This is a genomic window from Prescottella sp. D32, from assembly GCF_037287305.1.
In the GTDB taxonomy this organism is placed as follows: domain Bacteria; phylum Actinomycetota; class Actinomycetes; order Mycobacteriales; family Mycobacteriaceae; genus Prescottella; species Prescottella equi.
The window spans coordinates 553,011-576,468 of record NZ_JARBSW010000002.1 but is presented as its reverse complement, the minus strand read 5'-3'; the positions used below and the strand labels follow the sequence as shown (position 1 = coordinate 576,468).

Here is a 23,458-nt window from a genome sequence, read left to right as displayed (position 1 = left end):
TCACTCCTCCGGCCGGGGGCGGACGCGGTCGGCGCGTGCGATGACGGTGTCGGCGACCCGGACGAAGGCGTCGAGATCGTGCGGATCGACGCCGTCGAACAGCTGCTGCGCGGTACTGGCCCGCAGGTGCCGGACCCGGTCGGCGTCGTGGTGGCCGCGCTCGGTGAGCGCGACGATGTGGGCGCGCCGATCGGTGGGATGCGGATCCCGGCGCAGGTGTCCGGACTTCTCGAGCGCATCGACCAGCGCGGTGACCTGGCGGGTGCTGCACCGCAGCGCCTTCGCGAGGTCGCGCTGCGTCATCGGCGGATTCTCGAGGACGCACAGCAGCGCACGGGTCCGCGCAGTGGTCAGTCCGACATCGCGGGTGCCGGACTGCAGCGACGCCGACAGGTTCTCCACGAGGACGTACGCGCGGCCGAGCGCGTCGCGGGCGTCGTGGTGGTCGGAGTTGTCGGACACGGCGGTGATGCTAGTTCATTGTGAATGCTGTTCACTAAGTCGCGGTCCCGCCGAGATTCCGGTGAATCGCCTACTTCGCTCCGGCCACGCAGCGCTGGACCAGCGATCCGATGCCCTCGATGCTGCTGGTCACGACGTTGCCGGGAACCAGGAACCGCTGCGGGCTGCGGCCGACCCCGACGCCGGCCGGGGTGCCGGTGAAGATCAGGTCGCCCGGGCGCAACGTGCACACCGCCGACAGGTGGGCGATCAGGTCGGCGACGGGGAACATCATCTGTCCGGTGCGGCCGGACTGCACCGTCTCGCCGTCGATCTCGCACGCGATCGTGAGGTCGTCCCGGTCGGCGAACTCGTCGGGCGTCACCAGCCACGGCCCGGTCGCGCCGAAGCCGGGAAACGACTTGGCCAGCGAGAACTGCGGCGCCGGCCCGGCCATCTGCGACGTCCGCTCCGAGAAGTCCTGTCCGACGGTCAGTCCCGCGACGTACGACCATGCGTCGGCGGCTGGGACGTCGGTGGCCTCCCGGCCGATGACCGCCACCAGCTCCACTTCCCAGTCGACGGTGTCGGTGGGCAGCACCAGGTCGGTCTCGGGGCCGGTGAGGCAGCTCGCGAACTTGGTGAACGTCGGCGGTGCGTCGGGTGCGTCCAGTCCGGTCTCGGCCGCGTGGTCGCGGTAGTTGAGGCCGATCGCGAACACCTGGCTGGGCGCGGGAGACGGGGCGCCGAGTTCGCGGCGATCGAACGGTTCCCCGTCCGTGCCGGTGAGTGTCCGCGCCCACTCGGCGAAGGCCGGCCAGTCCGCGTAGACCGCCGCTGGGTCGGGGCCGAAGCGGCCGGAGCTCGCGGTGTGGACGTCGAGGGCTCGGTCGCCGTCGATCAGGACGGTGCGTCCGGAGAGATTGGCCACGCGCATGACGGCGTTCCTGTCTGTCGGTGAGTGCTGGCGGAAGTGGGGCCCAGTAGACCTGAGAAATATCGGAAAAGCAACATAATTTCGAAACTTGACTCGCGATTCGGAACAGCCTGTACTGACGGCATGGCCAGAGCGACCGCGACCCGCGCCGACGAGATCCACGCGCGGCTGCGTGCCGACATCCTCGGTGGCGTCCTCGCGCCGGGGGAGAAGCTCGCCTTCGGGCAGCTGCAGGCCCGCTACGACGTCAGCACCGGGGTGCTGCGCGAGGTACTGCCGAGGCTGGTCGAGCAGGGGCTCGCCGTGTCGGAGGCGCAACTGGGGTTCCGTGTCGTCCCGGTGTCGGTGCCGGACCTGCTGGAACTGACCGACACTCGCGTGTTCGTCGAGACCGAGGCGCTGCGCCGGTCGATCGCGCACGGCGACGTCGAATGGGAGTCTGCGGTGCTCGCGGCGCGGCACCGGCTGTCGCGGACGGCGTCGCTGGACACCTTTGGCCGAGTCTCGGAGGCGTGGCTCGCGGCGCACAGCGGCTTTCACGGTGCGCTGTTGCAGGCGTGTCCCAACACCCGGCTCGTGCACATCGCCGAATCGCTGCGCGACGTCTCGGAGGTGTACCGCTGCTGGAGCGTGCGCAGCCCCGAATCCGCGGCCCGGGACGTCGAGGCGGAGCACGACCGCATCGCCACGGCGGCCGTTGATCGGGACGCGGACCGCGCGGTGGACGAGCTGCGGCGGCACATCGAACTGACGACCGACCTGTTGATTGCCGGTGCCGGAGCATGATCGGACTGGGGGAACTCGAGAGCGCCGTGATGGGGACTGGGCGAATCGGGTGTCCGACGCCGGTGTGCTGCTGGTGCTGGTGGTGCTTCTCTTCGTAGGAGTTGCCGGACGAATGCTGCGCCGGCGCCGCACCGCGTCGCGTGAAGCGGTGCCGGGCGGTGCAGACGACGCCTGAACTACCGTGGTCGTGTGTGCCGGGCACGCTATCGATCAGGAGGACGCCGTGACGCAATCGCTCGTCTGGTTCCGCCGTGACCTGCGGGTGGGTGATCTGCCGACGCTGAGCGCCGCCGGGGAGCGGGCGCTGGGGCTGTTCGTGCTCGACGACCGGTTGCTCGGCCCGTCAGGCGGTCCGCGACGGGACTTCCTGTACCGCAGCCTGTCCGCGCTCGACGAGCAGTTGGACGGACGACTGCTGGTGGTGCGAGGGAATCCGGTCGAGGTGGTACCTCTGGTCGCGAAAGCGATTGGCGCGCAGGAAGTGCACGTGAGTGCCGACTACGGTCCGTACGGACGCGAGCGCGACGCGGCCGTCGCGGAGCACGTGGACCTGGTGACGACCGGTTCTCCGTACGCGGTCGCGCCCGGCCGGGTGACGAAGGACGACGGCAGCCCCTACAAGGTGTTCACGCCGTGGTTCAAGCGCTGGCTCGACCACGGCTGGCGCGCGCCGGCGAGTACGGGTGCGGACACACTCGACTGGATCGACCCGGACGACGTCGATGTCTCGAAGGCGCGCAACGCAATTCCGGCCCCCGAGGCTCCGGGCCCGGCGGCGGGGGAGGCGGCGGCGCTGGAACGCTGGAGCGCCTTCTGTGACGACGACCTGATCCGGTACGACGCCGAGCGTGACCGCCCGGACCTCGACACCACCAGTCGAATGTCGGTGTACCTCAAGTTCGGGAACATCCATCCGCGCACGATGCTCGCCGACCTGGCCCGCAAGCGCAGCCACGGCGCCGAACAGTATCGTCGGCAGGTGGCGTGGCGAGACTTCTACGCCGACATCCTGTTCCAGCGTCCCGACAGTGCGCGCCGCAACTACGACGCCAAGTTCGACGCCATGCGTCACGACACCGGCCGCGACGCCGACGCGATGTTCGCGGCGTGGTGCGAGGGGCGCACCGGCTTTCCGATCGTCGACGCCGGGATGCGGCAGCTGGTGTCCGAGGGGTGGATGCACAACCGCGTGCGGATGATCGTCGCGTCGTTCCTCGTGAAGGACCTGCACCTGCCGTGGTGGCGCGGTGCGCGGTTCTTCATGCAGCATCTGGTCGACGGCGATCTGGCGTCGAACCAGCACGGCTGGCAGTGGACCGCCGGGTCGGGTACCGACGCCTCGCCGTACTTCCGGGTGTTCAACCCGACCGGGCAGGGTGAGAAGTTCGACCCCACGGGAGATTACGTGCGGCGTTGGGTGCCGGAACTGCGCGGGGTGCGCGGCAAGGCGGTGCACACCCTGAAAGACGCTCGGCCGGAGGCGTACCCGGACCCGATAGTCGACCACGCCGAGGAGCGGCGCGAGGCGCTGGCCCGCTACGGTGAGCTCAGCTGAGAGAGGGCATCCGGACGAAATCACCGGGTCGCCACCGGCCGTCGAATGCACTTTCCTGTGGACCGTAGATTCGCAGATACGCGAACCAGGACCGGCCGGGGAGGGTCTCGACCCACAGGTTCTCCTCTCCCGCAGGGGCGTTCGGACCGAAGCGTAGATCGATCGAGCCCGAGTCGTCCTCAGGCACTTCGAACAGCGAGCGGAGGGCGGCCCGGCCCAGTGGAGCCTGAACCTGGGACCGAGTCTGGGCGTCATAGACGGTGAGCGACCAGAACAAGCCCCCGGGGACGGGGGTGGGCACCGTAAGCGTGTACTCGGCGCCGCCGTCGAGATAGTTGCCCTGCGAGTCCCGCGTCCCGAGCCAGTACAGGGAACCGCCACCGACCTCCCTGCGGAACATCGCCGGGGACGCGACGATCGCCTGTGCGAACCAGCGGTCGCGCGCCTCCAGATCGAGCCCGATCGGCGTTTCGAAGTCGGCGTTGTCGGGAACCAGCCCTACCCACTCCCACGCACGATTCGGCCATGCGATCCGGTCGGGGCGGGAGTTGGCAAACGCGGATACCAGCATCTGGTCGCGGCCGACCCTGGCCGCGCGTGCCAGGATCCTGGTGGTTCGCGCGTCGGGTGCGAACGGTTCGCCCTTGCGGATTCCGAGTCCGGCGAGCAGTCCGTACATCGGCCGGAACTCGTCCACCACCGGTTCGCTGTCGACGACGCCGTGCAGAACGGTCCAGAACTCGACGTTGTCCTCCCATCGCAGGCACGTGCTGTCGACCCGCAAGTTGCTGAAGTCCACGAAAGTGAGGCACTCCGTGTCGTCGCCCAGGCGGTGTATTTTCACCTCGCGCAGCGCTTTCAGTGCCCCGGCGATGTCGCCGCCGATGGGCAGTGCGCGGAGCGCCATCAGAACCTTGAACGAGTTCGACCGCCCCACGTGCGAACCCGATGGGACGTCGTCGGCATATCCCGGGGGCAGCACCACGTGCCGTCCCCCTTTCCCTTCGTCCGGGCCTGGGATACCCATGTCCAGGATCCAACGCTGGTGGTGGTCGTCGACAAGCCCGATGTACGGACCGGCCGGGAGTTCGATCACCATCGGTCCGTCGGTCAGATCGAGCACAGCCGCACCGTAAGGGGTGTCGGAGTTGAGCGTGAAGCCGACCTGCAGCGGCCCAGTCGAGGCGATTCCCACCGACTCGTTGTCGGCGATGCCGATCTCCCGGTTGCCGTTGAAGATCCCCTCGGCGGACACCGTCGGGTACCAGAACCGGTATGCCGTGACCGCCCTCTGGAAGTCGGCATCGTCCCGCGCGCGGGCAGCGGATTCCGCGGTCGGGTATCCGCCGGGGAGCTCGTACGGTGCATCGTTCGTCCGGTCGGCTGTCGTCATTGCAGATCCTTCACTCGGCGGGGCTGGTAGTCCTGTCCCACGAATGAACCCCACCGCAACCCTGTCGGCTTCACCCGCGAGGGGTGAGTGCCGGTTTCGTTCCGCCCGGTCACGGGTACGTGTCTGAACGAAAAGCCCTGAAGGGAGGCTCATGACGCGCGACGTGGAGAAGCGGTGGTCGGACCCGCAGACATTTCGCCGGGCGGCGCTGTACGACGGCGCGACGATCGTGCTCGCGTTGATCGCGATGGTCGTCACGATCGTGGTGGGGTCGGGGGCCGGTGACTGCGCCCCCGACGAGGGCCGACTGTGTACCGACACCGCGCGCATCGTGGTGGTCGTGGTGCCGTCGGCTCTGCTGTTGCTCGGTGGGATCGGAGCGTTCGTGCAGGCCTATCGTGTGTGGCGCCGCGCCGGGACATGGCCGATCTGGCAGGCGGCGGGATGGTTCCTGTTCGTCCTGATGCTCGTGTATCTGGGCATCGCGGTGCGAAGCGTGGCCGGCTGAGCGGGTTTCGGAACCGCGCTGTCGGGGAATCCGAAGGTATGACCAGAGTGGCGTTCGGGGGGATCGCGATCGCAATCGGGACCCTCGTGTTCGCCGGCGCCTGCGGTGACGTCCACGACCACCCGGTCGACACGGGTCCCCGGGGACCGGCTGCGACCACCGATGTGATGCCGTCGGACACGGACCACCACGATCACACCCGGCCCACACTCGGGACCTACGACCCCGCGCAGGTGGCCGCTTTCGTCGCGACCTTCCGGGCCCGGTACCCCGAGTTGGCCGTCGACCGCAATGATGCCGAAATCGCCGGGATCGCCACGCAGTCGTGCGACGATCTCGGCAGGCGCGTCGACCCGGACGCGGTGAGCTCGCGGATCGTCGATCGGGCCGAGCACGAGGGCCGGATGCCGACAGGAGAGCAGTCCCGCGAGATCTACGGGCTCGTGGAGACGGTCTGCCGTTGAGCACCGGTCCGAAACGTCCCACCCAGTGGACACCCCTACTTTCGAGACCGCTGGCATCGGTATAGCCTCGGGCCGCTCCCGACGGAAGGATTCGCGGTGTCCCAGATCACTGCCCCCGACGTGTTCGCGCCGGCCAAGCTCGGCCCGATCACGCTGCGCAATCGGATCATCAAGTCCGCGACGTTCGAGGGGCGCACCCCGCAGGCGCTGGTCACGAACGAGCTCATCGAGTTCCACCGCCGGCCCGCGGCGGGCGGTGTAGGCATGACCACGGTCGCGTACTGCGCCGTGCAGCCCGAGGGGCGCACCGAACGCGGTCAGCTGTGGATGCGACCCGAGGTGGTGCCGGGCCTTCGCGAGCTCACCGACGCGATCCATGCCGAGGGTGCGGCGGCGTCGGCGCAGATCGGGCACGCCGGCCCCGTCGCGAACGAGAAGTCGAACGGGCTGCCGGCGCTGGCGCCGTCGACGTCGTTCAGCCCGCTGAGCATGAAGAGGATCCACGCCGCGACCTCCGCCGACATCGCGCGGATCACGCAGGCGCACGCCGACGCCGCGAGATTCGCGATCGAGGGCGGCTTCGACGCCGTGGAGATCCACTTCGGCCACAACTACTTCGCCAGTTCGTTCCTCAGCCCCAAGCTGAACAAGCGCAAGGACAACTACGGCGGATCGCTCGAGAATCGAGCGCGGATCGTGCGTGAGACGGCCCGCGCCGTCCGCGAGGCCGTCGGCGACCGCATCGCTGTGCTCGCCAAACTCAACATGGACGACGGTGTGCCCGGCGGGTTCTGGGTGGACGAGGCGATCCAGGTGGCGCAGTGGCTCGAGGCCGACGGCAGCCTCGATGCACTCGAGTTGACCATGGGCAGTTCGCTGCTCAACCCGATGTACCTGTTCAAGGGCGACGCCCCGGTCCGCGACTTCGCCAACGCGATGCCGCAGCCGGTCAAGCTCGGCGTGCAGTTGGTGGGCAAGGCGTTCATCAAGACCTACCCCTACGAGCCGCTGTTCATGCTCGAGGAGGCCCGGCAGATCCGCGCTGCCGTGAAGATGCCGCTGGTGCTGCTCGGCGGCGTCACCGACAAGGCCGGCATGGACACGGCGATGGACGAGGGGTTCGAGTTCGTCGCGATGGCCCGCGCGCTGCTGCGCGAACCCGACCTGATCAACCGGATCCAGGCCGAGTCCCGCACCAAGTCGCTGTGCATCCACTGCAACAAGTGCATGCCGACGATCTTCTCGGGCGCCCGCTGCGTCCTGGTCGACCGGGGGCCGGTGCGCATCGGAGGCTGACGCGGACGCGTCCTAGATGCAGTCCCACGCGAATTCGATCGCCTCGCGGACGTCGTCGGCCCAGTCCGCCCAGACCTGCTCGGCGGTGAGGGCGCCGGCGACGCTGCAGAGGGAATCGGTTGCGGCGCGGACGATGTCGAGTACGAGGTGGAACTGGTAGCCGCCGACGGTTGCGAGATGTGCGTAGTCGGTGTGGTGCGGCGAACCGTGCAGCGAAGTCGTGTCGAGCGGTCCGCCGTCCCGGCTGGTCGCGGCGCCCAGCGTGGCGAGTTCGATCACCCGGGCGATCGCCCGCGGCGGCTCTCCCGGTGCGAGGGGGGCGGGCGCGGTTACCACGTTCGTCGCCGATTCGAACGGCGCGGGCAGGCCGAGGTCGACGCCGTCGGTTGCGGCCGCAGCGGTGAATCGCGCGCGGGCGTGTGCCGACGTGGCGGCCAGCTGCCGGGCGACGTCGTCGCCGGCGGCCGATGCGAGGGCTGCGAGGACCCGGAGGCGGTCCGCCGTCGATCCGAGGAGCGTCCAGGCGGTGCTCATGCGCCCCGATTCGACGAGGGCGGCTGCGTCCAGCAGGGTGGACAGAATCTCCTCGTACTGCGCGATGGCGGCGATCAGGCGCAGGCCGGGGCTGTCGGACCAGTGGGGGTCGCTCGCCGCGTCCCGGCGCTCGGCTGCTCGGGTGGCGTCCAGGTCGGGGGCCAGACAGGCCTGCACGGTGACGACGACCTCACGCATGAGGGCGGCCTGGTTCGAGAGTTCGAGTCCCTCCGGATCGTCCAGGAAATGGCTGCGCGTGCAGTTCGCGACGAGATCGCGCAGAAGAGCGTGGACGGATGGCGTGGCGACTACGGACAATTCTCCCCCTCGGGCGAGTGCGAATTGATGGTGTCGAATCCGATGATCGCTTGGATCCTGTTCGTAAACATACCGTGATCGAACCGTGATGGTCAACCTCTATGTGGTCCTGACCTGCCCTTTTGGATATTTAAGCCAAATTGTCGTTTGGTACTAATTGGTGCTGAATATCCGATTTATCCGAAAAGAAAGGCCCCACCCCGCAGTGGGGAGGGGCCTTTCGGCAGGGCGCCACGCTATCCGCGCAGCAGTTTCTCGAGTGCGTCGATGACGGACGGGTCCTCGATGGTCGACGGCACGGTGTACTCGTCGTTGTCCGCGATCTGCCGCATCGTCTTGCGCAGGATCTTGCCCGATCGCGTCTTCGGAAGGGCCTGCACGACGGTGACGTCGCGGAACGTGGCGACCGCGCCGATCTGTTCCCGGACCATCGCGATCAGTTCCTTGCGCAGAACGTCGTCCTCGATCTCCGCGCCGGCCTTGAGGACCACGTAGCCGCTCGGACGCTGGCCCTTGAGTTCGTCGTGGATGCCGATCACCGCGCACTCGGCGACCGCGGGATGCGACGCGACGACCGCCTCCATGCTGCCGGTCGAAAGGCGGTGTCCGGCAACGTTGATGACGTCGTCGCTGCGTCCGAGTACGAACACGTAGCCGTCCTCGTCGATGTAGCCGGAGTCGCCGGTGAGGTAGTAGCCGTCGAACGTCGACAGGTACGACTTCGTGTAGCGATCCTCGTCGCGCCACAGCCCCGCCAGGGTGCCGGGCGGCAGCGGCAGCGCGATCACGATGTTGCCCTCCGTGCCCGCCCCGACCGGAGAACCCTCGCCGTCGACGATGCCGACGCGGTAACCGGGCACGGGGACCGTGGGGGAGCCGGCCTTGATCGGCATCGGTTCCAGCCCACGCAGATTCGCACAGATGGCCCAGCCCGTCTCGGTCTGCCACCAGTGGTCGATCACCGGGACGCCGAGCTTCTCGGTGGCCCACACGTAGGTGTCGGGATCGAGGCGCTCGCCGGCGGCGAACAGCGTCGTCATCGACGAGATGTCGTACTTGGCGAGTTCGGCGGCCTCCGGGTCCGCCTTGCGGATCGCGCGGATCGCGGTGGGTGCGGTGAACAACGCGGAGACGTTGTGCTCCTGGATCACTCGCCAGAACGCACCGGCGTCGGGGGTGCCCACCGGCTTGCCCTCGTACATCACGGTGGTCGCGCCCGCCAGCAACGGCGCGTACACGATGTAGGAGTGGCCGACGACCCAGCCGACGTCCGACGCGGTCCACATGACCTGGCCGGGGCCGAGGTCGTAGATGTCGCGCATCGACCAGGTCAACGCCACGGCGTGGCCACCGTTGTCGCGGACCACACCCTTCGGCTTCCCGGTGGTGCCCGACGTGTAGAGGATGTACAGGGGGTCGGTCGCGGCCACCGAGACGGGGGCGGCGTCCTTCGCGTCGGCGGCCAGCTCGTCCCAGTCGAACCACGCGGCGCCCCGGTCGCGGAAGTCGCCTGCGGACCCGGGCACGGCCTCGCGGTTCTTCACGATCACGGTGTGCGGCGGGTGCGCCGACATGTCCAGCGCCTGGTCGACCATCGGCAGGTACTCGATGGTGCGGCCCGGCTCGAGGCCCCCGGACGCGGTGACCAGGACGACGGGCTGTGCGTCGTCGATGCGGGTCGCGAGCTCCTTGGCGGCGAAGCCGCCGAACACCACCGAGTGCACGGCACCGATCCGGGCGCACGCGAGCATCGCGATCGCGGCCTCGGGGATCATCGGCATGTAGATCACGACGCGGTCGCCGGCCACGACGCCCTGCTCGGACAGCACGCCCGCGAATCGGGCCACCTCCGCGAGCAGCTCGGCGTACGTGTACGTCCGCTGCGCCGGGACCATCGCCGAGTCCCAGATCAGTGCCGCCTGATCACCGCGGCCGTCGCGCACGTGCCGGTCGAGCGCGTTGAAGCACGTGTTGAGCGTGGCGTCCGGGAACCAGCGGTACATCGGGGCGTTCGAGTCGTCCAGGGCGCGTGTCGGCGCCGTGTCCCACTCGACGGCCTCGGCGGCCGCGAGCCAGTAGCCGTCGGGGTCCTCCACGCTCCGACGGAAGGCCTCGGCGTAGGCGCCGGATGCGTGCTCGGCGGTGCTCATCGATTCGTGTCCTCTCGGGTCCTGACACTGCGTCGGGGACGCACGCGTGAGTGTGCAGCTGTGATGCACACAACACCCTATTGGACGGCCGGGAGATCGCCCGCGCAGCGGACCGTCCGCCGCGCGTCCGTGCGGTGGATGGTGCCCGACGGTCGATGAACGGCGGCTATCTGCTCCGGGCGTGGTTACCGCGGAGTAGCCGGTAGTGCGCGCGGGTGTCCGGGTCGAGGTGTTCGGTGGCGTAACCGAGCGCGGTGGCGCCCATCTGCGGGGCGTGCCGGTCGAGGAAACCGAGCAGCAGCGCCCGGTCCACCCGTTTGCCGACCTCGCGCAGCATCCAACCGGTCGCCTTCTGCGTGAGGTCGCGCCGGTCGCTCAGGACCTGCGCCGCCAGATCGAGCGTCGTGGACGCGTCGCCGCGCCGGATGAACCCGAACGTCGTGACCAGCGCGACCCGGCGCCGCCACAGGTCGTCGTCGGTGCCGAGCTCGAACACGACGTCCCGGGGCCGGTCGTACAGCCAGTCGCCGAGGATGGGGTGGGCCGACTGGTCCACCAGGTCCCAGTTGTTCACCCGTCCCCGCAGGACGGTCGCGAGGTAGTGGTCGGCGATGCGCTCACGGGCGCCGTCGTCGCGACCCCGTGGCCGGCTGACCGCGGCGAACTGTTCGACGAGGATCAGCAGGCCGGCGAGCCGGTGTTCGTGGACGGGGCTGTCGAGCAGCGCGTCGACACCGTCGGCCGACAACGACGTGAACCGCTTGGCCACGGCACGGGTCGCGGGCACCCGGACACCGATGAAGACGTCGCCCTCGCCGTACTCGCCCGGCCCCGTCTTGAAGAACCGGGCGAGCTGTCGGGCGTCGTCGGGGTCGGCGACTTCCGCCAGCGCGGCGATCACCGCGTCCGCGGCGCCTGTCCGCGTCACGAGGCGGTCTCGTCGACGGCGAAGTCCTCTGGCGCGCTGAGTTGTTCGACGAGATTCAGGGCGACGTCGCGCAAGCGTGTGTTGGTCGTCTGCGACTGCTTGCGCAGCAATTGGAAGGCCTGGTGCGCGTCGATCCGGTGGAGGGCCATCAGCATGCCCTTCGCCTGCTCGATCGGTGCCCGGGTCTCCAGCGCGCGTTGCAGCGCGTCCGCGGCGTCGCGCGCGGACTTGAAGCGCGCGAACTCGCCGATCGCCCGGGACACGGTGCCGGTGAGCAGTTCGAGGACGTCGGCGTCCACCTCGTCGAAGGCCGACGGTCCACGGCCGTAGAGGTTGAGCGCGCCCAGGGTGTGGTCGTCGACGAACAGGGGAGCGGCCAGAAAGCTGCGAATCCCCTCCGCCCGAGCTGATTCCGTGAACGCCGGCCAAAGATCGGTCGCCTCGTCGAGGTCCACCAGGACCGTCTCTCGGGTCCGCGACGCCTGCAGGCACGGCCCTTCGCCGGCGGCGTACTGCTCGTGATCCACCCGCAGGGTGCGCCCGTCGGTGTAGGCGGCGGTGTAGGTGCGTCCACCGAAGTCGACCGTCACACCGGTGCAATCGGCGTTGTCGATCACCTGGTGCGCCACCTCCGTCACTCGCTGCAGGACATTCGCCAGATCGTCCTCGTCGGTGATGCTCTCGCCGAGCGACACGAGCAGGGATGCGAGTGCGGTGGGGGACAGATCGGACTGTTCCGCGACAGCGACGACGTCGGCGGCACTCGGCCGCGTGCCCGCCTTCGTTCCGTCCGTCTTCGTGCTGTTCGTTCTGTTCCTCGTGTCGTCCGGTGTTCGCCCGTCCGTCAGTGGGTCAATGTGCACCATGGTGCCGGCCTCCTCCTGTGCGCCGCCCGTGCCACGGAATCATCGCCACTCTTCCAGCAGAACGGCCAGCGTCGCCGCCGCGCGCCGATGTTGACCGCGGGCCGCGTCCGGGCTCAAGCCCAGCACCTTGCCGATCTCAGGAAACGTCATCGATTCCACTTCTCTCATCACCCATGATGCTCGCTGTCGCAGCGGGAGTTGCCGCAATGCGCCGTCGAGGGCGTTGAGGAACGCGTTGCTCGACACCACCGTCGCCGGTTCGTGCCTGCGCTGATCGGGGATCGTGTGGAGGATTTCGTCGTCGACGACGTCGGGTCGACGCCGGCGGTGCAAGTCGAGGACCTTGCGGGTGCAGATCGCGAACAGCCAGGTCCGGATCGACGCGTCGCCGCGGAACGAGGACAGCTGATTCCAGGCGGCGATGAAGGTCTCCTGGACGATGTCCTCGGCGGCGTCGTCGTCGGGCGCCAGTGGCCGGCAGTATCTGCGCAGCTCGAGGCCGTAGCGCTCGACGAATCCGGCGAAGGTTCCGTCGGGGTGGCCGTCCTGGCCCAAGACATGGTCGGGCGCCGTCGGCCCGTCCACGGCCTGTTCGGTCACTGAATACACTCCTCCCGTCGAAGCCGTCGCGGGAGTGAGGCACGCCGACTTTACCCCGATCGGACGCACCGACCGTCAAACCGCAGGCAGCACCACCCGCCGCCGGAAATGTGTGACAGATCACAGTCGGCCGGTGTTCGGTTCGGTCGCTTCGGAACGTCTAACGGAGTGGGAGAGCAGGTACACCGCGTAGGTTGTCCGTGAGAAGGTGAGAGCGTTGGGAAAAGTCCGATAAGCGCGCGAATCGATCAGTTGCGCAGCATCGTTCGAGGGGTCGGTGTCGCGCGTGCGGACGACCTGGGCTTCGCTCTGCCGAGGCAGCGACGGGCGGTCCCGTCGTGCCGCTGACTCGTGAGCACACCGAACGGTACGCGGATGCCCTCGTGGCGATGGCCACGGCGACGCAGCGTCCTGCCAACATCGTCAACCTGGGCGGCACGTACGCCATTCGCGTCGAGTTCGAGCTGGGCCGGTACCTGCTCGCCACCAACGCCGGCGGGGATCTCGCCACGACGGCCGACGGCGGTCCCGGCACGTGGACGGTGAAGTTCTTCGGCAGCGCCGATGTGCCGCTCGCCTCCGCGGACCGGGAGTGGCTCGTCGACGCGTTCGACGCCGTGGTCGGCGAACTCCGGGCGTCGAAGTGGTGGCGAGAGGACGGCACCACCTACGGCGAGTTCGCGCCGTCGACCTGCTGACGTCCGTTCCGTACGGTGAAGGCCATGACGTCGCTCATCGCCGAGGATCTGCTGCTGCTCCTACTCGACGACGAGTCGGGCGACCCGCTCGTCGACGGCACCCGGCTGCCTCGGGTGCTGGCCGGTGCGGTGCTGCTCGAGCTGGCGCTCGACGGGTACGTGACGCCCGCGGACCAGGGTGAGGACGTCGAGCGAGGCCGGTTCGCGGTACGGCGGGCGGAGGCACCCGCCGACCCGATCCTCGCGCGCGCTCTCGGCGTAGTCGCGGACGCCCGGCGTCCGATGAAACCGGAAGCGGCGATCGAGAAGCTCGACTCCGAGGTTCGGGCCGCGGTGTTCGAGCGGGTGATCGACCGCGGGTGGGTTCGCGAGAGCCGACGCAAGGTACTCGGGATCTTCCCGTCCAAGGTCTGGCCGCCCGTCGACGAGAGCCACGAGCGAGGGGTGCGTCACGAACTGTCCGGGGTGCTGGTCGAGGGCCTCGATCCGACGCCCCGTGCCGCGGCACTGATCTCCCTGCTGTCCGCGGTGGACGCTGCGGCGAAGGTGTTTCCCGACACCGACCGCAAGATGATCCGCAAGCGCGCCAAGGAGATCGCCGACGGCGAATGGGCGGGCGCGGCGGTCCGCAAGGCAGTCGACGCGATCAACAGCGCCGTCTTCGTGGCGGTCATGGTGCCGGCGATGGCTGCCGGATCGTCCTGAGGGTCCCCGGCCGAATGTCACATGCGTTCACTCGAACCGAACGCATGTGACATTCGGTCGAAGGGGGAGTTCAGATCCGCACCAGCATCTTCCCGATGTTGCCGCCGCGCATCAGCTGGAGGAAGGCGTCGACCGCGTTGTCGATGCCGTCGACGATCGTCTCGTCGAACACGACGTCGCCCGACGCCAACCAGGGCCCCATCTTGGCGGCGAACTCGGGGAAGAAGTGGGTGTAGTTGCCGAGTGTGAATCCCTGCAGCGTCAGCCCGCGGGTGATGATGTTCGCCATGTTGTCGGGACCCGGCGTGCGCTCGGTCGCGTTGTAGTCGGCGATGGCGCCGCACAACGCTGCCCGGCCACCGTCCCTCATCACGTCCAGCGCGGCCTCGAGATGGTCTCCGCCGACGTTGTCGAAGTAGACGTCGATGCCGTCTCCGGCGATCTCCCGCAACTGCTTCCGCACCGGTTCCCGCTTGTAGTCGAACGCCACGCTGTAGCCGTAGCGCTCGATGAGCAGCTCCACCTTCTCGGCCGACCCCGCCGAGCCGATGATCCGGGCGGCCCCCTCCAACCGGGCGATCTGTCCGGCGGCGGTGCCGACGGCGCCCGCGGCACCGGAGATGAACACGGACTCGCCCGGCTTCAGGTGCGCGATGTGCATCAGCCCGACGTAGGCGGTGAGCCCCGTGAGGCCGAGGATGCCGAGGTACGCGGACACCGGTACGCCCGGAATCTCCTCCACCACACGGAAGCCCGAGGCGTCACCCTGTGCCACGTCGCGCCAGCCGAGATCGTGCACGACGACGGCACCGACGGGGTGGGAGGGGGAGGTGGACTCGACGATTCGGCCCACCGCGCCGCCGGTCATGGTCTCGTTCAGCGCAAACGGAGGCACGTAGGACTTCACGTCGTTCATCCGGCCGCGCATGTACGGGTCGACGGAGAGGAACTCGTTGGCCACCCGCACCTGGTTGGGTGCGAGGTCCGGCAGCTCCACGGTGGTAGTCCGGAAGTTGTCGAGCGTGGGCCACCCGACCGGGCGGGCGATGAGCTGGATCTGCGTGCTGGTCGACATGGATCGGTCCCTTCGTGGGTGTGCGGGGTCAGAGAATCAGTCCGAGTGCGAGGAGGACGACGGTGACGAGGGGGAGCGTCCCCTGAGCGATCGCGGCACGGGCCTTGTCCGGCGACGAGAGCAGCAGGACCAGTGCTGCGAGCAGCATCGATCCGGTGCCGGCGAACACGAGCGCCGAACCCACTGCGGTCGCGCCGATCAGGACTGCGACGATGCCGGCAGCCGTGACGATCGCCAGGAAAAGGTTGTAGAAGCCCTGGTTGAACGCGAGTTCCCGGGTTGCGGCGGCCTCCTCGGCGCTGGTGCCGAACGTCGCGCGGGTGCGCGGGGCGGTCCAGCGCAGCGACTCGAGGAAGAAGATGTAGACATGCAGCGCGCCGGCGAGTGCGGCGAAGATCAGACCCGCGACGACCATGGTCACTCTCCTTATTTTGAACTGATCGTTTCAATATATACTGCAATGGTCGTTCCGCAACGGGAAGTGAGGGTCGTCATGCCGCGGGTGCAGGAGTTCGACACCGACACCGTCGTCGCTCTGGCGCGGGACCTCTTCTGGGACAAGGGGTTCGAGGCCACCTCGGTTCCGGACCTCGAACGCGTGACAGGGTTGAACCGGTCGAGCCTGTACAACGCGTTCGGTAGCAAACGGGGTCTCTTCGATGCCGCCGTGCAGGACTACCTGGACCGCGTGGTCCGCCCGCGACTGCGGATCCTGACCCACGAGCCCACCGTGCCCGACGCGGCCTCCCGGTACTACCGCGGTGTCGTGGAGGCCATCGAGTCCCTGCCGGACGACTACCCCGGGCGCGGGTGCCTGCTTCTCAACAGCGCGGCCGGATTCGCTGCGCACGACGACGCCCAGCGGGCGGTGGTCGACGCCTACCGATCGGAGCTGGCGGCGGCGCTGGCGCACGCGCTGCGCGCCCTCGACCCCGAGGCCTCCGCCGACCGGATCGTCCATCGCACCCGTCTCCTGACGTCGCTGTCGATCAGTGCGCTGCTGCTGTCCCGGGTCAATCGGGACGAGGCCGCGGCGCTCGCGCGAACCGCGCTGGAGCAGTTGGCGGAGTGGTCCGCCGCCCGGAATCGGCGAACCACCGCGTAGTCACGCCCCGGTAACGGGGGCGACCCGTCGTTCAGTCCGCGGGCAGTCCCAGCGTGCGGTAGCGCCCGAGTCGAGCGGACATCCGATCGTCGCCGGGGACCCCGCGCAGGGAGACGAGTTCGCGGGCGATGGCGGCGCCGACGCGCCGGGAGAACTCGACCGGCTCGATCGCCGCGTCGGGCCTTTCGGGAACGACTGCGTCGACGACACCGTCGCGTAGCAGGTCGAGCGACCGGATGCCCTGCGCCGCCGCCATTGCGGGTGCGTGGGTGACGTCGCGGTGCACGATGGCACTCGCCCCCTCCGGTGGAAGCGGTGCGAGCCAGCCGTTCTGGGCGGCGAGGACGCGGTCGGCGGGCAGTAGCGCGAGAGCGCCGCCGCCGGTGCCCTGACCGAGCAGCACCGACACGGTGGGCGTGCGCAGCGTCACGAGATCGGAGATGCAGCGCGCGATCTCGGGGGCCAGGCCCCGCTCCTCGGCCTCCTTGGACAGAGCCGCGCCGAGGGTGTCGATCACGAGCACCAGCGGTAGCCGCAGTTCGGCCGCCATCCGCATACCGCGGCGGGCCTCCCGCAGCGCTGCCGGCCCCATCGTGTTGAGCGCCGACTGGCCCGCGCGATCCTGACCGAACAGCACGCACGGCTGACCGTGGAACCGGGCCAGCGACAGCAGCACGGTCGAGTCCACCTCGCCCTGGCCGGTGCCGCTGAGGGGCACCCGGGTGGACGACGCGTGCCGGACGAGCTCGCGCACACCCGGACGGTCGTCGCGCCGCGACGTGATGACCGACTGCCACGCCGGGACGTCCGGAATGTCCTGGGAGTCGGCCGGTTCGGGAATCGTGTGGTCGTCACCCGGCGAGTCGACGAGCACGTGCAGGGCGCGGTCGACGAGGTCACGCAGTTGGGTCGTCGACGCCACTCCGTCGATCACACCGTTGCGGTACAGGTTCTCCGACGTCTGCACGCCCTCCGGGAACTTCTCGCCGTAGAGGGCCTCGTACACACGCGGGCCGAGGAAGCCGACGAGCGCGCCGGGTTCGGCGATGGTGACGTGACCGAGCGACCCCCACGATGCGAACACCCCACCGGTGGTGGGATTGCGCAGGTACACCAGGTACGGCAGGTGAGCGGACTTGTGGGCGGCGATCGCGGCCGCGATCTTCACCATCTGCACGAAGGCGACCGTGCCCTCCTGCATGCGGGTGCCGCCCGAGGTGGGCGACGCGAGCAGCGGGAGACCCTCGGTGGTGGCGCGCTCGATCGCGGTGACGATCCGTTCCGCTGCGGCCACGCCGATGGAGCCGGCGAGGAACGAGAACTCGCACGCGATCACGGCCACGCGGCGCCCGCCGAGCAGTGCGGTCCCGGTGAGCACGGACTCGTCGGCGCCCGACTTCTCGGCTGCCGCATCGAGTTCGGCCCGGTACTTCGGGTCGGGATCGATCTCGAGCGGTGCGGTGTCCCACGATTCGAAGCTGTCGGCGTCGAATACCTGGCCGATCAGTTCGCGAGCCGAAACCTTGTTCGCGGGCACGGGCCTTCCTCCACTTCTCTACGGAACGGCCGCCGTCGTCCGGAGACGACGGCGGCCGGCACAGCTCCAGCCTAGTTACCGCGCGAGTGCCTCACGCCACGAGACCGTCTTGCCCATCCGCAGGATCGAGCGCTGGTAGATGCGGGCGGCGATCGCGGACATCGCGACGGTGACGATCAGCATGAGCACGACCGTGGCGGCGATCTGGGTGGCGCTCGCGACACCGGCCGCGATGCGCAGCGGCATGAGGATCGCCGAGAACGGCGGAATCCAACTGAGCACGTTGGACAGTGTGCCTTCCGGGTTCTGCACGGCGCTGAACGCGGCGAAGAACATCGCCATGATCAGGATGGTCAACGGCATCGCGGTGGAGTTGACGTCCTCCTGACGCGAGACCATCGAACCTGTTGCGGCATAGAGCACCGCGAAGAACGCGAAGCCGAGAACGAACCAGCCCAGCGTGCCGAGCAGGGTGCCCCAGGCGGTGCCGCCGAGGGTGAGGACCCCGGTCGCGACGCCCGCGCCGACACCCACGACGCCGTACACCGTCAACTGTGCGAGACCGACGGCGCCGATGCCGATCACCTTGCCCCACAGCAACTGCAGCGGACGCAGGGTCGACAGCAGCAGTTCGACGACGCGGGACGACTTCTCCTCGACCACGCCCATCGCGACGTACATGCCGAACGCGAGGATCTGCATGTACAACAGGACCACCACCGCCGTGGACAGCGCGATGTGCTGTCCACGTTCGGGGTCCGGAGGATCGATGGCGTCGACGGTGACGACTGCCGACGCGGTGTTCTCGGCCAGTTGCGCGGCGTCGACGCCCTGGGCGGCCAGCGCGGCGCTCTGGGCCTCGGCGGCCACCGCACCGTCGAGCACGACGCGCAGCGAGGAGTCGATCTCGGACTTCGTGATCGCGGTGACCGCGCCCCCGCTGCCCGGCACGACGGCGACGTCGAGGTCACCGTCCTCGACCTGCGTGCGGGCGGTCTGCTCGTCGCCGATCCCGGTCACCTCGACGGGGTTGCCGGCCGCGTCGCCGGTCGCGACCAGTGCCGCACTCAGCGACTGGTCGCCGACGAGCCCCACCTTCGAGCGGGACTCGTCGTCCTTGCCGGAGAAGATCGATGCGGCGACGATGCCGCCGATGATCGCGATCAGGACGATCACGTTGCTGACCAGGAAGCTCTTCTTCTGCACCTGGGTCAGGAATTCGCGCCGGGCCACCAGTGCGATGGCGCGGCTCGGGTTCAGTCCGCTGCGTTCGCTCACGCGGACACCACCTCTCGGAACAGTTCGGTCAGGGACGGCTTGCGGACCGCGAACTCGTGGACGGGTCCGGTCTTCAGAGCGGCATGCAGGACGGCCTGGTCGTCGGCCCCCGCACCGAGTGCCAACACCGTGCGGCCGTCGGCGTGGCTGACGGTCGTCACCCCGAACAGGTGGTCGGCCCACCCGGACGGTGCGGCGGGTGCGTGGACGTCGAGGAGCACGTCGCCGCTGCCACGGAGTTCGTCGACGGTGCCGATCGAGTTCATCCGCCCGTTCGCGATGATCCCGACCCGGTCGCACAGCCGCTGCACCAGGTCGAGCTGATGGCTCGAGAAGATCACGGGCACACCCGAGTTCGCCTTCTCCACCAGAACGTCGCTCATGACGTCGACGGCCACCGGATCCAGGCCCGAGAACGGCTCGTCGAGGATCAGGACGGCAGGGTCGTGGACCAGCGCGGCGGCGAGCTGCACGCGCTGCTGGTTACCCAGACTGAGCGCGTCGACGGCGTCGTTCACGCGTGCGGCGATGCCGAGACGCTCGGTCCACCGGCTCGCGGCGTCGGCCGCCTCGGCCCGCGAAAGACCATGCAGCTCGGCCAGGTAGGTGAGCTGACGACCCACCTTCATCTTCGGATACAGGCCGCGCTCCTCGGGCATGTAGCCGATCGAGCGGCGGACCTCGAGGTCCACGGGCTTGCCACCGAGACGCACCTCGCCGCGGTCGGCGGCGAGCACACCGAGAGCGATCCGCATCGCGGTGGTCTTGCCGGCCCCGTTGCTGCCGACGAAGCCGAAGATTTCGCCGGGACGGACGTCGAAACTCAGGCTCTCGAGCGCGACGACGTCGCCGTAGCGTTTGGCTATTCCGTCGAAGGTGAGGGTCTGGCCGGTCATGTGGTCTCCTCGTGGTCGTCGGGTTCGGGGTCGGGGCGCGTCCACGCCAGGATCATCGCCGGCGAACACGCGCCGGCTATCAGCGTGGTGAGGACGAAGAGTCCGGCGGAGTAGGTGAGATTGGATCGGTCGATGTCGAGGTCCAGTGAGCCGGCGACGATCAGGAACATCGCCGGGACGAAGGTCAGGACCTGGGTGACCGTGAGGCCGATCGAGCGGGCGCTGTCGCGCTGCTGGACCTCCCATTCGTCGAGCGCATGGCGAGGCGCATCGCCCTGGCGTCCCGAGACGATCTGCAGCGCCGTCCAGACCGCCATGAAGGCGAGGCAGGCGGGCAGCCACAACAGCGGGCCGACGCGCATGTTCGTCAGGCAGATCGCGCCGACGGCGAGCATGCATCCCAGAATCACCGCCAGGGTGACGACGAGGATGCGCCGTCTCGACCGGGTTCGCCAACCCGGTAGCCAGTGCTTGAACTGCTCCTCGTTCTTCAGGAACCGCCGGGTGCGGAAATCCTGGTACCGCTCGAGCAAGCCGGGGTCAGCCATGGTCGTCGCCTCCTCGTGATCGGTCGGCTCGGTACAACTCGGCGCTGATCGGCCCGAACTCGGTTCGGGAGAAGACCGCCTCCACTGGGAGATCGAAGACCGTGCAGATTCGCAGCGCGAGGTCGAGGCTGGGGTAGTGGTCCCCCCGCTCGAGTGCGCCGACCGTCTGCGGGTTGACCTCGATCAGCTCGGCGAGCTGCGCGCGGGTCATCTTGCGTTCGGCGCGCAGCACGGCGATGCGATTGAAGATGGGGAGACTCGCCCCACGTCGCACCGGACTCATGCAACACATCGTTGGGAAAACCTAACGATGTGTCAAATCGAGACAACGGTCCACGGGCTCCGATCTCCGGTGGGTACGACTGCCTGTAGTAACCTCTGGGCATGCGGATCGGCCCAGGTGAGGAGCTCGCACGCCAGGTGCGTGGCCTCGCTGTCGCTGCATCCGTCGTCACGCTCGCGATCGGCGCGCACGGACTGGCCGGAGGCGGCGCACCGCGGGGGTCGACGTTCCTTCTGCTCGGCGGTGTCGCCGCGGTCCTGGCTGCCGCGGTGATCGCGGTTCCCGCGCTCGCCACCCGACGTCGATGGCTCGTTCCCGTCCTCGCGACCGGCCAGGTGCTCTCGCACTCCGCGCTCTCACTCGGTGATGCGCACGGCGCGATGCACTCGGGTTCGCATTCGACGACGCCGATGCTGCTCGCCCACTCGGTCGCAGTCGTCGCGTGCGCCGTACTCATCGCGGGCGCCGAACTCGTCGGTCCCCGCGCCGCCGCCGCGCTGCGCCGGATCCTGCCCAGCATCGTCGCGGTCCTCCCGGTCCGTCTGGAACCGGCGTTGCCGCACGTCGTCGACGACATCCGCCCAGCGCGCTCGCTCGTGGCGGTAGGGCCCATCGCGCGCCGCGGCCCACCCGTCCGCGCCTGACCTCTCTCACTCACCGCGTCCCCGGCCTTCTCTCCGGCGACGCGCGTCCCCTCACACCCTGCGGGTTGCGCGCCCGTCGTCGGTTGCTGCGCGCCCGCATTCGAAAGGCACACGTACATGAAGGCATTCACCCGCGCCCGCACCCTTGCGATCGGCGTGACCGCGGCAACGGCACTCGTCCTCACCGGCTGCAGCAACTCCGAGGAATCCGGTTCGACGACCGACACCTCGGCGATCTCGTTCGAGGATTCCTGGGTCAAGGCGGCCGACTCCGGCATGACTGCGATGTTCGGAACGATCGTCAACGACTCGGATTCCGACGTCACCCTGACGTCCGTCACCACCGGCGTCTCGCCCCGGGTCGAACTGCACGAGATGGCTCCCGACGGCACCGGTGCGATGAAGATGCGCGAGAAGGACGGCGGGGTGGTCGTCCAGGCGAACAGCTCGTACGAGTTGGCGCCGGGCGGTGACCACATCATGCTGTTCGATCTGCCCGCGCCGGTCCGGGCCGGCAGCGACGTCCCGTTCACGTTCACGTTCGCCGACGGCGCGACGGCACAGTTCACCGCGCAGGTCCGCGACTTCACCGGCGCCCGCGAGGACTACGGCGACGGTGCATCGCACGGCGAGACGCCGGGCGGGATGGACGGCGCGATGCAGGACCACGGCCAGGGCGAGGCGCACGGTGGCTGACCTCAGCCGTCGTCAACTGTTCGGGGTCGGTGCCGCCGCTGCCGTCGGCGGCGTCGGCCTCGGTCTGGGCGCCGGCACCGTCGCCGCGCGTCCCGCGAAGGCCGACGTCGTCGCGGAGACCGTCCCGTTCCACGGGGAACACCAGGCCGGGATCGAGACCACGCCACAGGCTCATGCCACGTTCGTGGGCCTCGACGTGCGTCCCGGCACCGACCGGGCCGCGCTCGTGCGGCTGATGCGGGTGTGGACCGACGACGCCGCGCGTCTCACCGAGGGGCGCGGCGCCCTCGCCGACACCGAACCGGACCTCGCGACAGCACCGGCGCGGCTCACCGTCACGGTCGGTTTCGGACCGGGCGCGTTCCGTGCCGCGGCGGTCGAGGACAAGCGGCCGTCCTGGTGCAAGCCGTTGCCGCCGTTCGAGATCGACAAGCTCGAGGACCGCTGGAACGGCGGTGACCTCCTGCTGCACGTCGGCTCGGACGACCCTGTCACCGTGGCGCACGCATTGCGGGTGCTGCTCAAGGCCGCGCGGGGCACCGCGACGGTGCGTTGGGTCCAGCGCGGTTTCCGTCGGGCCCGGGGCAGCGAACCCGAGGGCACCACGATGCGGAACCTCATGGGGCAGGTCGACGGCACCGTCAACCCGGCGTCCGGCAGCGACGACTTCGCGCAAGTGGTGTGGAACGACGGCGCCGAGCAGCCGTGGTTCGCGGGTGGGACGTCGGTGGTGATCCGGCGGATCCACCTCGACCTGGACGGGTGGGACGAACTCGACCAGCCCGGACGGGACGAGGTGATGGGCCGGCGGATGTCCGACGGCGCGCCGTTGACCGGTGAATCCGAGCACGACGCACCGGATTTCGACGCCACCGGCCGCGGCGGTTTGAAGATCATCCCCGAGTTCTCGCACATCGCGCGAGCCCGCCCGATGGCGCCGCGGGAGCGTTTCCACCGCCGGGCGTACAACTACGACGAGGCCCCCGACGGCATCGGAGTGTCCGACTCGGGGCTGATCTTCGTCGCCTACCAGGCCGACGTCGACGCCCAGTACCTGCCGGTCCAGCAGCGGTTGGCGGAGGCCGACATGTTCAACCAGTGGTCGACGCCGATCGGCTCGGCGGTGTTCGCGATCCTCCCGGGGTGCCGGAAGGGCGAGTACCTGGGGCAGGGTCTGCTCGCCTAGGCGACTTCGTCGCCCGTGCGCCTTTTTGGTG

Annotated in this window: 27 protein-coding genes; 12 read left to right on the top strand and 15 right to left on the bottom strand. The window is 69.1% G+C overall.

Annotated features, from left to right (window positions below; all coding sequences use genetic code 11):
- Together PSS76_RS12335 and PSS76_RS12330 are read right to left on the bottom strand one after the other, a co-directional pair.
- Positions 1 to 462 carry a MarR family winged helix-turn-helix transcriptional regulator gene (locus tag PSS76_RS12335; protein WP_069856207.1) on the bottom strand — a complete coding sequence of 154 codons (462 nt, stop codon included), beginning with the start codon at positions 460 to 462 and terminating at the stop codon, positions 1 to 3.
- A gap of 70 nt (positions 463 to 532) precedes the next feature.
- On the bottom strand, positions 533 to 1,378 hold the full coding sequence (locus PSS76_RS12330; protein ID WP_064077083.1) for a fumarylacetoacetate hydrolase family protein: 846 nt from the start codon (positions 1,376 to 1,378) through the stop codon (positions 533 to 535).
- Positions 1,379 to 1,501: 123 nt separating this feature from the next.
- On the opposite strand from PSS76_RS12330, the gene PSS76_RS12325 reads away from it, so the two are divergent.
- From PSS76_RS12325 to PSS76_RS12315, 3 genes are read left to right on the top strand one after another with little or no spacing between them, the layout of a single operon-like run.
- Positions 1,502 to 2,164 carry a GntR family transcriptional regulator gene (locus PSS76_RS12325; protein WP_022594382.1) on the top strand — a complete coding sequence of 221 codons (663 nt, stop codon included), beginning with the start codon at positions 1,502 to 1,504 and terminating at the stop codon, positions 2,162 to 2,164.
- A gap of 49 nt (positions 2,165 to 2,213) precedes the next feature.
- The gene (locus PSS76_RS12320) at positions 2,214 to 2,339 is read left to right on the top strand and encodes a hypothetical protein (protein WP_255221271.1); all 126 of its coding nucleotides are present in this window, start codon (positions 2,214 to 2,216) and stop codon (positions 2,337 to 2,339) included.
- A 48-nt stretch (positions 2,340 to 2,387) separates the two neighbouring features.
- Positions 2,388 to 3,719 carry a cryptochrome/photolyase family protein gene (locus PSS76_RS12315; protein WP_337456229.1) on the top strand — a complete coding sequence of 444 codons (1,332 nt, stop codon included), beginning with the start codon at positions 2,388 to 2,390 and terminating at the stop codon, positions 3,717 to 3,719.
- Here the strand turns inward: PSS76_RS12315 and PSS76_RS12310 are convergent.
- Complete coding sequence (locus tag PSS76_RS12310; protein WP_064079198.1) at positions 3,712 to 5,112, bottom strand: DUF1254 domain-containing protein; 1,401 nt, start codon at positions 5,110 to 5,112, stop codon at positions 3,712 to 3,714. The genes PSS76_RS12315 and PSS76_RS12310 overlap by 8 nt on opposite strands.
- Before the next feature lie 151 nt (positions 5,113 to 5,263).
- Between PSS76_RS12310 and PSS76_RS12305 the strand changes: the two genes are divergently transcribed.
- The 3 genes from PSS76_RS12305 to PSS76_RS12295 all read left to right on the top strand — a co-directional run bounded on the left by PSS76_RS12305 (position 5,264) and on the right by PSS76_RS12295 (position 7,380).
- Positions 5,264 to 5,620 (top strand): hypothetical protein, encoded by a 357-nt coding sequence (locus tag PSS76_RS12305; protein ID WP_005515051.1) that lies wholly within the window; start codon positions 5,264 to 5,266, stop codon positions 5,618 to 5,620.
- A gap of 38 nt (positions 5,621 to 5,658) precedes the next feature.
- A complete protein-coding gene (locus PSS76_RS12300; protein ID WP_041673920.1) occupies positions 5,659 to 6,084 on the top strand; it encodes a hypothetical protein in 426 nt (141 codons plus the stop codon).
- 96 nt (positions 6,085 to 6,180) lie between these two features.
- A complete protein-coding gene (locus PSS76_RS12295) occupies positions 6,181 to 7,380 on the top strand; it encodes an NADH:flavin oxidoreductase (protein ID WP_005515049.1) in 1,200 nt (399 codons plus the stop codon).
- Positions 7,381 to 7,392: 12 nt separating this feature from the next.
- On the opposite strand, the gene PSS76_RS12290 is transcribed toward PSS76_RS12295, so the two are convergent.
- From PSS76_RS12290 to PSS76_RS12270, 5 genes are all read right to left on the bottom strand, one after another.
- Positions 7,393 to 8,232 (bottom strand): hypothetical protein, encoded by an 840-nt coding sequence (locus PSS76_RS12290; protein ID WP_013415062.1) that lies wholly within the window; start codon positions 8,230 to 8,232, stop codon positions 7,393 to 7,395.
- 236 nt (positions 8,233 to 8,468) lie between these two features.
- Entirely contained in the window at positions 8,469 to 10,382 is a 1,914-nt protein-coding gene (locus PSS76_RS12285; RefSeq protein WP_064057952.1) for a propionyl-CoA synthetase, read from the bottom strand.
- A gap of 166 nt (positions 10,383 to 10,548) precedes the next feature.
- Positions 10,549 to 11,310 (bottom strand): DNA alkylation repair protein, encoded by a 762-nt coding sequence (locus tag PSS76_RS12280; RefSeq protein WP_069856203.1) that lies wholly within the window; start codon positions 11,308 to 11,310, stop codon positions 10,549 to 10,551.
- Positions 11,307 to 12,176, bottom strand: coding sequence for a GAF and ANTAR domain-containing protein (locus PSS76_RS12275; RefSeq protein WP_221285989.1), 870 nt, complete (start codon positions 12,174 to 12,176; stop codon positions 11,307 to 11,309). Before PSS76_RS12275 ends, PSS76_RS12280 begins: the two co-directional genes overlap by 4 nt.
- Before the next feature lie 39 nt (positions 12,177 to 12,215).
- Complete coding sequence (locus tag PSS76_RS12270; RefSeq protein WP_064057953.1) at positions 12,216 to 12,776, bottom strand: RNA polymerase sigma factor; 561 nt, start codon at positions 12,774 to 12,776, stop codon at positions 12,216 to 12,218.
- A gap of 338 nt (positions 12,777 to 13,114) precedes the next feature.
- Here PSS76_RS12270 and PSS76_RS12265 point away from each other — a divergent pair, with 338 nt between their 5' ends.
- Both PSS76_RS12265 and PSS76_RS12260 read left to right on the top strand, forming a co-directional pair.
- Entirely contained in the window at positions 13,115 to 13,474 is a 360-nt protein-coding gene (locus tag PSS76_RS12265) for a hypothetical protein (protein WP_064057954.1), read from the top strand.
- Positions 13,475 to 13,498: 24 nt separating this feature from the next.
- The gene (locus PSS76_RS12260; protein ID WP_306256261.1) at positions 13,499 to 14,179 is read left to right on the top strand and encodes a GOLPH3/VPS74 family protein; all 681 of its coding nucleotides are present in this window, start codon (positions 13,499 to 13,501) and stop codon (positions 14,177 to 14,179) included.
- Between the two features lie 70 nt (positions 14,180 to 14,249).
- On the opposite strand, the gene PSS76_RS12255 is transcribed toward PSS76_RS12260, so the two are convergent.
- Both PSS76_RS12255 and PSS76_RS12250 read right to left on the bottom strand, forming a co-directional pair.
- The gene (locus tag PSS76_RS12255) at positions 14,250 to 15,254 is read right to left on the bottom strand and encodes an NADP-dependent oxidoreductase (RefSeq protein ID WP_337456228.1); all 1,005 of its coding nucleotides are present in this window, start codon (positions 15,252 to 15,254) and stop codon (positions 14,250 to 14,252) included.
- A gap of 28 nt (positions 15,255 to 15,282) precedes the next feature.
- On the bottom strand, positions 15,283 to 15,669 hold the full coding sequence (locus tag PSS76_RS12250) for a DUF1304 domain-containing protein (RefSeq protein ID WP_069856202.1): 387 nt from the start codon (positions 15,667 to 15,669) through the stop codon (positions 15,283 to 15,285).
- Positions 15,670 to 15,747: 78 nt separating this feature from the next.
- Here PSS76_RS12250 and PSS76_RS12245 point away from each other — a divergent pair, with 78 nt between their 5' ends.
- Positions 15,748 to 16,359 carry a TetR/AcrR family transcriptional regulator gene (locus PSS76_RS12245; protein ID WP_337456284.1) on the top strand — a complete coding sequence of 204 codons (612 nt, stop codon included), beginning with the start codon at positions 15,748 to 15,750 and terminating at the stop codon, positions 16,357 to 16,359.
- Positions 16,360 to 16,390: 31 nt separating this feature from the next.
- On the opposite strand, the gene PSS76_RS12240 is transcribed toward PSS76_RS12245, so the two are convergent.
- From PSS76_RS12240 to PSS76_RS12220, 5 genes are all read right to left on the bottom strand, one after another.
- Positions 16,391 to 17,896, bottom strand: coding sequence for a carboxyl transferase domain-containing protein (locus PSS76_RS12240; RefSeq protein WP_069856200.1), 1,506 nt, complete (start codon positions 17,894 to 17,896; stop codon positions 16,391 to 16,393).
- Between the two features lie 75 nt (positions 17,897 to 17,971).
- Positions 17,972 to 19,174, bottom strand: coding sequence for an ABC transporter permease (locus tag PSS76_RS12235; protein ID WP_337456227.1), 1,203 nt, complete (start codon positions 19,172 to 19,174; stop codon positions 17,972 to 17,974).
- Positions 19,171 to 20,070, bottom strand: a complete 900-nt coding sequence (locus PSS76_RS12230) for an ABC transporter ATP-binding protein (protein WP_337456226.1) — start codon at positions 20,068 to 20,070, stop codon at positions 19,171 to 19,173. Before PSS76_RS12230 ends, PSS76_RS12235 begins: the two co-directional genes overlap by 4 nt.
- The gene (locus PSS76_RS12225; RefSeq protein WP_013415074.1) at positions 20,067 to 20,618 is read right to left on the bottom strand and encodes a hypothetical protein; all 552 of its coding nucleotides are present in this window, start codon (positions 20,616 to 20,618) and stop codon (positions 20,067 to 20,069) included. The genes PSS76_RS12230 and PSS76_RS12225 overlap by 4 nt, the downstream gene beginning before the upstream one ends.
- Complete coding sequence (locus PSS76_RS12220; protein ID WP_005515034.1) at positions 20,611 to 20,901, bottom strand: helix-turn-helix transcriptional regulator; 291 nt, start codon at positions 20,899 to 20,901, stop codon at positions 20,611 to 20,613. The genes PSS76_RS12225 and PSS76_RS12220 overlap by 8 nt, the downstream gene beginning before the upstream one ends.
- Positions 20,902 to 21,002: 101 nt before the next feature.
- On the opposite strand from PSS76_RS12220, the gene PSS76_RS12215 reads away from it, so the two are divergent.
- The 3 genes from PSS76_RS12215 (at position 21,003) to PSS76_RS12205 (ending at position 23,427) form a co-directional block, all read left to right on the top strand.
- Complete coding sequence (locus PSS76_RS12215) at positions 21,003 to 21,545, top strand: hypothetical protein (RefSeq protein ID WP_013415076.1); 543 nt, start codon at positions 21,003 to 21,005, stop codon at positions 21,543 to 21,545.
- 117 nt (positions 21,546 to 21,662) lie between these two features.
- On the top strand, positions 21,663 to 22,241 hold the full coding sequence (locus PSS76_RS12210; RefSeq protein WP_064077091.1) for a copper chaperone PCu(A)C: 579 nt from the start codon (positions 21,663 to 21,665) through the stop codon (positions 22,239 to 22,241).
- A complete protein-coding gene (locus PSS76_RS12205) occupies positions 22,234 to 23,427 on the top strand; it encodes a Dyp-type peroxidase (protein WP_337456224.1) in 1,194 nt (397 codons plus the stop codon). Before PSS76_RS12210 ends, PSS76_RS12205 begins: the two co-directional genes overlap by 8 nt.
- Positions 23,428 to 23,458: the final 31 nt, after the last annotated feature.

Excerpts from the sequence above, each read along its gene's own strand:
- PSS76_RS12330 (WP_064077083.1), bottom strand. The coding sequence starts at position 1,378 with ATGCGCGTGGCCAATCTCTCCGGACGCACCGTCCTGATCGACGGCGAC.
- PSS76_RS12325 (WP_022594382.1), top strand. The coding sequence starts at position 1,502 with ATGGCCAGAGCGACCGCGACCCGCGCCGACGAGATCCACGCGCGGCTG.
- PSS76_RS12310 (WP_064079198.1), bottom strand. The coding sequence starts at position 5,112 with ATGACGACAGCCGACCGGACGAACGATGCACCGTACGAGCTCCCCGGC.
- PSS76_RS12305 (WP_005515051.1), top strand. The coding sequence starts at position 5,264 with ATGACGCGCGACGTGGAGAAGCGGTGGTCGGACCCGCAGACATTTCGC.
- PSS76_RS12300 (WP_041673920.1), top strand. The coding sequence starts at position 5,659 with ATGACCAGAGTGGCGTTCGGGGGGATCGCGATCGCAATCGGGACCCTC.
- PSS76_RS12285 (WP_064057952.1), bottom strand. The coding sequence starts at position 10,382 with ATGAGCACCGCCGAGCACGCATCCGGCGCCTACGCCGAGGCCTTCCGT.
- PSS76_RS12275 (WP_221285989.1), bottom strand. The coding sequence starts at position 12,176 with ATGGTGCACATTGACCCACTGACGGACGGGCGAACACCGGACGACACG.
- PSS76_RS12260 (WP_306256261.1), top strand. The coding sequence starts at position 13,499 with ATGACGTCGCTCATCGCCGAGGATCTGCTGCTGCTCCTACTCGACGAC.
- PSS76_RS12255 (WP_337456228.1), bottom strand. The coding sequence starts at position 15,254 with ATGTCGACCAGCACGCAGATCCAGCTCATCGCCCGCCCGGTCGGGTGG.
- PSS76_RS12250 (WP_069856202.1), bottom strand. The coding sequence starts at position 15,669 with ATGGTCGTCGCGGGTCTGATCTTCGCCGCACTCGCCGGCGCGCTGCAT.
- PSS76_RS12245 (WP_337456284.1), top strand. The coding sequence starts at position 15,748 with ATGCCGCGGGTGCAGGAGTTCGACACCGACACCGTCGTCGCTCTGGCG.
- PSS76_RS12230 (WP_337456226.1), bottom strand. The coding sequence starts at position 20,070 with ATGACCGGCCAGACCCTCACCTTCGACGGAATAGCCAAACGCTACGGC.
- PSS76_RS12225 (WP_013415074.1), bottom strand. The coding sequence starts at position 20,618 with ATGGCTGACCCCGGCTTGCTCGAGCGGTACCAGGATTTCCGCACCCGG.
- PSS76_RS12220 (WP_005515034.1), bottom strand. The coding sequence starts at position 20,901 with ATGAGTCCGGTGCGACGTGGGGCGAGTCTCCCCATCTTCAATCGCATC.
- PSS76_RS12215 (WP_013415076.1), top strand. The coding sequence starts at position 21,003 with ATGCGGATCGGCCCAGGTGAGGAGCTCGCACGCCAGGTGCGTGGCCTC.
- PSS76_RS12210 (WP_064077091.1), top strand. The coding sequence starts at position 21,663 with ATGAAGGCATTCACCCGCGCCCGCACCCTTGCGATCGGCGTGACCGCG.